The sequence below is a fragment of the Vibrio sp. Vb1574 genome (assembly GCF_033338675.1).
This window is the reverse complement of sequence record NZ_JAWOTC010000375.1, coordinates 1-1,120: the sequence shown is the minus strand read 5'-3', so window position 1 is coordinate 1,120 and position 1,120 is coordinate 1. Positions and strand designations below refer to the sequence as shown.

The following is a 1,120-nucleotide window of genomic DNA, read 5'->3' as shown; positions in this document are numbered from 1 at the left end:
GTACATGTCAGTCAACTTCTCAAGATCGTCCACTTTTACGCACTCGTTCACTTTGTGAATCGTGGCATTGACAGGTCCAAGCTCAACAACTTGACCGCCCATGCGAGCAATGAAACGTCCGTCTGATGTACCCCCCGTTGTGAGCAGCGCAGGTTTAGTGTTGTTCACTTCCGCTACGGCAGCGACCACAGCATCAAGTAGGGCACCCGTGTCCGTTAAGAACGGGTCGCCGTTGAATGTCCAATGTAGATCGTAGTTGAGATCATGCTTATCCAGTGTTTCTGTTACGCGCTGGACGATAGTGTCATTGTTCAGTTCGGTGCTAAAACGTAGGTTGAATTGAACGTTGAATTCGCCAGGAATCACGTTAGATGCCCCTGTACCCGCAGATACATTGGGAATCTGGAAGCTTGTTGGCGGGAAGTAATCATTGCCTTTATCCCACTCTGTTGTTGCCAGTTCGTGGATGGCAAGTAGCGATGCGTGAACAGGGTTATTAGCGAGGTGAGGGTAGGCAACATGGCCTTGTGTGCCTTTTACGGTTAGGTCACCGGTAATTGAACCACGGCGGCCATTTTTCACAACATCACCCACAATTTCTGTACTAGAAGGCTCACCAACGATGCACATATCGATGTTCTCACCACGTTCCATCAGCGCTTCTACGACGCGAACGGTACCGTTAATGAAAGGACCTTCCTCATCAGAAGTGATCAAAAAGCCAATCGAGCCTTTGTGATCTGGGTGCTCGGCAATGAAGCGTTCAACGGCCACTACCATCGCCGCCAAAGAGCCTTTCATATCGGCCGCACCACGACCATGAAGGTAGCCATCGATGATGGTTGGCTCGAACGGTGGTGTATCCCATTGTTCTAGCTTGCCTGCGGGTACGACATCTGTGTGACCTGCGAAAGCAAACAATGGTGCTTCGTTACCGCGACGCGCCCAAAAGTTGGTGGTGTCTTCAAATACCATAACTTCAATTTCAAAACCGAGCGCTTTTAAACGCTCGATCATTAGGTCCTGACAACCTGCATCATCAGGTGTTACGGACTGGCGGCTGATCAGGTCTTTTGCAAGTGCCAGTACTGGACTGTCTGTCATCCTTGAGTCTTCCTTA

The 1,120-nt window shown here is 50.0% G+C and carries 1 protein-coding gene; it reads right to left on the bottom strand.

Annotated features, from left to right (window positions below):
• Nucleotides 1-1,104, bottom strand: a 1,104-nt coding sequence (gene dapE / locus R7O12_RS26275) for a succinyl-diaminopimelate desuccinylase (protein WP_318127001.1), incomplete at its 3' end; no start/stop codon positions are given.
• Nucleotides 1,105-1,120 lie beyond the last annotated feature (16 nt).